Annotated in this window: 4 protein-coding genes; all 4 read right to left on the bottom strand. The window is 64.1% G+C overall.

Annotated features, from left to right (window positions below; all coding sequences use genetic code 11):
• Positions 1-77: 77 nt before the first annotated feature.
• The 4 genes from C8N34_RS25400 to C8N34_RS25385 all read right to left on the bottom strand — a co-directional run bounded on the left by C8N34_RS25400 (position 78) and on the right by C8N34_RS25385 (position 5,612).
• Entirely contained in the window at positions 78-1,004 is a 927-nt protein-coding gene (locus C8N34_RS25400; protein ID WP_108131025.1) for an ABC transporter substrate-binding protein, read from the bottom strand.
• A 144-nt stretch (positions 1,005-1,148) separates the two neighbouring features.
• Positions 1,149-2,396 carry a sigma-54-dependent transcriptional regulator gene (locus C8N34_RS25395; protein WP_158640816.1) on the bottom strand — a complete coding sequence of 416 codons (1,248 nt, stop codon included), beginning with the start codon at positions 2,394-2,396 and terminating at the stop codon, positions 1,149-1,151.
• Positions 2,386-4,344 carry an ATP-binding protein gene (locus C8N34_RS25390; RefSeq protein ID WP_108131023.1) on the bottom strand — a complete coding sequence of 653 codons (1,959 nt, stop codon included), beginning with the start codon at positions 4,342-4,344 and terminating at the stop codon, positions 2,386-2,388. The genes C8N34_RS25395 and C8N34_RS25390 overlap by 11 nt, the downstream gene beginning before the upstream one ends.
• The gene (locus C8N34_RS25385; protein ID WP_054301986.1) at positions 4,341-5,612 is read right to left on the bottom strand and encodes an ABC transporter substrate-binding protein; all 1,272 of its coding nucleotides are present in this window, start codon (positions 5,610-5,612) and stop codon (positions 4,341-4,343) included. Before C8N34_RS25385 ends, C8N34_RS25390 begins: the two co-directional genes overlap by 4 nt.
• Positions 5,613-5,828 lie beyond the last annotated feature (216 nt).

Below are 5,828 nucleotides of genomic sequence, written 5' to 3'. Positions count from 1 at the left end.
TGAAACGCGCCCCTCGCAGCCTTCAACACCATGTTTTATATAGGAAATATAATGGTCAGGACAGCGAAATCAGCGCCTTACTTGGGAAATGTGGGTTCAGGTGCTTTGGCATAGGTGGCGGGGTTCACCGGCAGGCGCATGATTGCCGGATCAAACAGCGTTTCCTGCCCCGGTTCTGAAAGAAGGAAAGATACGAAAGCCTTTGCCCCGGCCTCGTTCGCCGGATTGGCGACAATGCCGATATTGGCGGGTACCAGCGCGGTGACCGTCGGATAGGCGAAATCGACCGGGAAGCCCGAGGCGCGTGACGAGAAGGCGAAGAAGTCGATCACGATGCCCATGCCGAAATTGCCGGTGTTCACCCCATCCGGCACGCCGAAGGACCGTTCGGTCACGCTGGCGAAGTTGCCCGCCATCCATTTCCAGTCGGCCCAGCCCTGATCCCAGCCTTCGCCCTGAAGCACGGTTTCCACCGTCAGATGCGTGGTACCCGACCGCGAGGGCGAGGACATGCCGACATGACCGAAATACTCGGGCTTCTCCAGATCTGCCCATTCGCGTGCAGGCTCCAGCCCGTTTGCCTCCATGTAGCGGGTGTTCCACATGATGCCGTAACCCGAGGCGGCAAAGCCGTAATAGAACCCGTCGGGATCGTTGATCGGGTAGCTGCCGATCTGGTCGGGGATGCCTTCGGTCGAAAGACCGGCCTTCAGCAGCAGGCCCTCTTTCTTCAGCACCTCGAACGCATCCGGTGCTGAGGCCCAGAACATGTCGGCGGTGTTGTTCGAGGCGATTTCCTTGATGTATTTCACGCCGGATGAGGTGCTTTTGTTCAGCACCTCCAGATCATATTCCGGGTGTGCGGCCTCGAAGGCCTTTTCGATCACCGAGGTCATGTCCTCGGGGAACGAGGTGACGATCACAACCTTGTCGGCCGCATAGGCCGTGCTGGCAAGACAGGTCAGCGCCGCAACAGCGACGGACCCGCGGAGTGCTTTGCCCATGGTTCTCCTCCCTTGAGCGTTTCATTTCGCGCCGCTCAGGAGTATGGGTTGCGCGGAATTTGCACAAATTATTGATTTTTATTGATTTTATTTGTGTTCACGGGTCAATCTTGACACGCGGAACGGGTCACGAATGACCCTTCGTCACAACCCGCAGGCTTTCAGGCGCAGATACAGCCGCTTACGGGGGATGCCCAGCGAATCGGCCGCCTCGGCCTTGCGGCCTCCGCTGCGCCGCAGGGCGGAGATGAGCAGCGCGGTTTCGAATTCCTGCATCGCGGCATCATAGCCCTGCGGTCCTGCGGCCTGTGCATTGTCCTCGCGCAGCGAGACGCGCAAGCCGATCACCAGCCGTTCCGCCACACCGCGCAGTTCACGGAGGTTGCCAGGCCAGGCATGGTTGCGCAGGCGCCGGATCTCGGGGGCCGAGATTTCGGGGAAGGGGCGTTTGTGCCGCGCCACGGCTTCGCGCAGGAAATGTTCGAACAGCAGAAAGAAATCGTCGCCGCGATCCCGCAACGGCGGAACTTCGATTTCGGCAAGGTTCAGCCGGAAGATCAGGTCTGTCGGCAGGTCGGTGACATCCTCGGGCGGCATCGAGGCCACCACCCGGCAGCGACCCGCTGTTTCCGGCCCGGTCAGAAGCGAGACGAGGCGCAATTGCAGCGCCTTGCCCATGGTGGAGATCCGGTCGATGAACAGCGTGCCTTTCGCCGCAAGCTCCAGCACGCCGGGGCGGCCTGCGCCATTGCCAAGGAACGTCTCGTCGAAATTCGCCTCGGTCAGCCCACCGCCGTCCAGCATGACAAATTCGCCCTCGGACCCGGAAAAATCGTGGATCACGCGGGCGATCTGGCCCTTTTCTGTGCCGGTCTCGCCCAGAAGCAGCACATCGACGCGATGCCCGGTCACCGCCTCCACCTCGCGGCGCAGGGTTTTGACCGGCTCGGATTTGCCAAGGATGCGGGCGCGGATATCGGTGCCGCGCGCGATCCGGGCTTTCAGGCGCTGGTTTTCCAGCACCAGCTTGCGGGCGTTCAGCGCCCGGCGCACTGTGGCGATCAGCAGTTCGGGCGGGGCGGGCTTTTCCAGAAAGTCGAAGGCGCCGCTGCGGATGGCACCGACGGCGGCCTTGATGTCCCCATGCGCGGTGATGAGCACGAAAGGCACCGAAGGCGCGGCCTTGCGGACGGCGGTCAGCAGATCCATCCCCGACATGCCCGCCATGCGCAGGTCGGACAGCACGATTCCTTCGAACTCGGGTTCCAGCACGGCCAGAAGCTCGGGGCCCGCCGCGAAGCCGCGCGTGGAAAAGCCCGCGCCCTGCAACAGTTCCAGCGTGGCGTCGCGGAAATCGGGATCATCGTCGACGACATAGATTTCATGGCTCATTGCTGCGGTCCTCCGCTGTTCCCGGCAGGCGCAGGCTTGCCACCGCCCCATGCCCGTCGGCGCGCGACGAGATCCGCAGATCCCCCTGCATGTCGCGCATGATGTTGTAGGAAATCGACAGGCCAAGCCCCAGTCCGCGTCCGGCCTCTTTGGTGGAAACGAAGGGCATCATGGCGCTGTCGGGGTCCAGATCGCCCAGACCCACGCCGGTATCGGCGACGTGCAACAGCCAGTCCTGCGCCTGGCGGGCCGCCGTAACCCCGATCCGCCGCCGGTCGGGCGGGGCATCAGGCCCCAGATCCTCGATGGCATCCACTGCATTCGTCAGCAGGTTCAGGATGACCTGCTCTGTCAGGATCGGGTCGCCGGTCACGCTGGCTCTGCGCGTATCGGCGGCGATGTCCAGCCTCACCCCGGTTTCGGCAAGCCGGGTTTCCAGCAGGGCCGCCGCGTTGTCGACCATGCTGCCAAGGTTCAGCGTCTGGCTTTCGAACCGGCCACGGCGGGCAAAGCGGCGCAGGTGCTGGATGATACCCTGCATCCGTTCGGCCAGGGCGCTGACAAGCTGCGCCTGACGCTCCACCGCCGCCATGTCCCCCGTTTCCATCGCTGATTTCAGCAGCGCCATGCGGTAGGTCATGGCGCCAAGCGGCTGGTTCAGCTCGTGACTGATCCCGGCGGCAAGGGTGCCAAGCGCCGCCATCTTGCCCGCCTGCACCAACTCGTCCTGGGTCTTGCGCAGGTCTTCGATGGCGCGGTCGCGGGTGGTGATGGCGCGGCGAAATTCGCCTACCGCGAAGGTCAGGCGGGCCATGTCATCGCTTGCAGGCGGGGGCGGGGCCTGCCCTTCCGCCGTCGCCAGAAGATCGTCGGTCAGGCTGCGCAGCGGCACCACGATCCGGGTGCGGATCAGCCGGTCCAGCGCCATCGCACCCACCAGTACCACCAGAAAGGTGCCCCCGATCAGCCAGAGCGCGGTGCGGCGAACCCGGTTGGCCGAAGCTTCGATCCGCGTCAGCACATCGGCTTTTTCATGCGCAGAAAGCTGCTCCAGCCGGCTCTGAAGTGCCTTGATCCCCTGAAGGGTGGTTTCGATTGCGGCATAGGATCGCGTCCGCGCCTCCAGCCAGTCAAGCCGCCGGGTCAGGATTGATCCGTCGCCTTCGACCAGGGCGAAAAGCCGCTGCAACGACTGGCGCAGCGTCAGATATTCGGGTGCCTCGGGCACAAGGGACAGTCGTTCGGCCATCCGTGCGGCGAAATCCTGCAAGAGCGTCGCCAGTTGCCCGATCCGCTCAGCATCATCCGCCACCGCACCCTGAACCAGCAAGGTCATCGACGTTGCCGCATCGGCACCGATCTCGGCAAAGACATCACGCTCGCGCCGCTCCCGCGTGATGGCGGCGGCAAGGGCATCGCGGTTGCGTGGGTTGTCCGCCCGCCGCAATTCCAGCATCCGGGTTTCGATATTGTAATCGAAATCGCGCAGGATCGGCTCGATCTCGTCCTGGATGTCGATGTTGAGCCAGCGCAGGCTGTCCAGCGCCGCTGCCATGTCGCGCGACAGGGCAAGCTGGGTCTGTGTGCCCTCGATGACACGCTGCATGTTGGCGCGCAGCGGGTCGCCCGTGATGGGCGCGGCCCCCAGGCGTTGCGCAGCCAGCGCCTGCGCCATGGCCTCGTCGATCCGCCGGGTTTCCGCCAGAAGCGCCGCCTCGTCGGCCTGTCCCCCCAGAACCGAGGTCGCAAGCCCGGCCAGATCGGCAGAATGCCGGGCCAGTTCGCCCGTCAGTACCAGGCGCGGCACCTCGGTATCGGCCAGCGCGCGGTATTGTCCCTGCGCCTGCCACAGAAAATAGATCGCCAGCGCCAGATTGGCCCAAAGCAGCAGCACGATCAGCCCGACCATCAGCAAAAGCCGCTGCCATATGCCCAGATGCCGGATCATGGCCTGACCCTCTTTTCCAGCCCGGACAGGGCGATGTCGATTGTCGCGAGCTGGCGTTCGATCCGGTTTTCCCAGTCGCGCAGCAGGGTGCGTTGCGGTGTCGGCAGGTCGGTCAGTTCCATCACCCGGTTGGCAAAGCTGGTGCCTTCGGCCATGCGAACCTCATGTTCCGAAATCGGGATTGACTGCATCATCCGACGGATCGCGGCGGTTTCGGCCCTGGGTCCGCGCGCCTCCAGCGCGTGCAGCCTTGACCACAAGCTTCGGCGCCGGTCCAGCCGTTCGGTGATTGCCAGATCAAAGATCACATTCACCGCCCAGTAGCGTTCCGACGCCAGCCCGGCATTATAGCGCAGCCACTGTGATCTGACGGCGGCGCGGATTTCCGACGGGATCAGATCGCCCGCCGCCTCGCGTACACGGGGCGAGATCGGGATGCGGCCGATCCCGGGCTCCAGCAGCAGGCGCTGGCCATCGTCATCGGTGACGCTGGCGATAAAGGCACAACCGGCGCCGGGGTTTCCGGCCCTGGCCAGAAGGCCGATCTGTGCCGGAAACAGGATGGCGGGCGTGCCGTAGTGAAACTGTAGTTCCGGCTCGGCGGTGCCTGCCAGAAAGTCGATGGTCAACCCGATGCCGAAGCGCCCGCTGCGGATGCCATCGGTCACGCCGAAGCTGCGCGAGGTGACGGTGGCAAGGTTTTCGGTCAGGGCCAGAAAGAAACCCCAGCCATCATTCCAGCCCCGCACCTGCAAGAACCGCTCCACCGTCATATGAGCCGTACCGGAGCGTGAGGGTGGCGCCATGCCAATCTGGCCGCGCCAGACCGGGTTCAGCAGGTCATCCCAGTCCTGCGGCGGGTTCGGGCCATCGCGGCGCAGGGTCCAGCCGATGGAGGACAGGGCGAAAGGGCCGTATCCCTCTGTCGGGATGCCGGTGCAGCCGCTGTCTGCGGCAAACCGCCCCTGCCTTGCCAGCAGTTCAAACGCCTCGGGGGCGGAAGCCCAGAACACGTCAAAGGCCCGATCATTGCCGCGCAGCAGTTCCTCGACCGCCGAAACGGTGTTCTTGTTCAGTACCAGAACATCCAGTCCCGGCGCCCTGGCCTTCATCCGGGCGACGTAGGGGTCGGTCATTGCCGGGGGCATCGAGGTCAGGATTCGCAGCACCTCGGCCCGCGCCGGGGCCGCCGCCACGATCAGCGCCCAGACACAGGCTGTCAGCGCGGCCGCAAGATGCCGCGCCGGTTGGCGGACAAGTCTGCCCATAAGTGATCTCCTCCCGGTTTCATGAGAAACGGGATGGGCAGGGCCTTGTCCAGTGCGGCGGGGAGGGAGGCGGACTATGGGTCAATTCTGACACGCTCCCTCTCTCTGGTCAGAGTTTCGCGAGGTTTGGATGAGCGTTAGCGAATGGTTTGAGGTTTTCGAGAAATGTTGTGATGCGGTTGAGGTTTGGGAGATTTTTGAGATCGATGTTCCATC

This window comes from Gemmobacter caeni (assembly GCF_003054195.1).
In the GTDB taxonomy this organism is placed as follows: domain Bacteria; phylum Pseudomonadota; class Alphaproteobacteria; order Rhodobacterales; family Rhodobacteraceae; genus Gemmobacter; species Gemmobacter caeni.
Note: the sequence above shows the minus strand (reverse complement) of the source record. Positions and strands in the feature narration are given on the sequence as shown.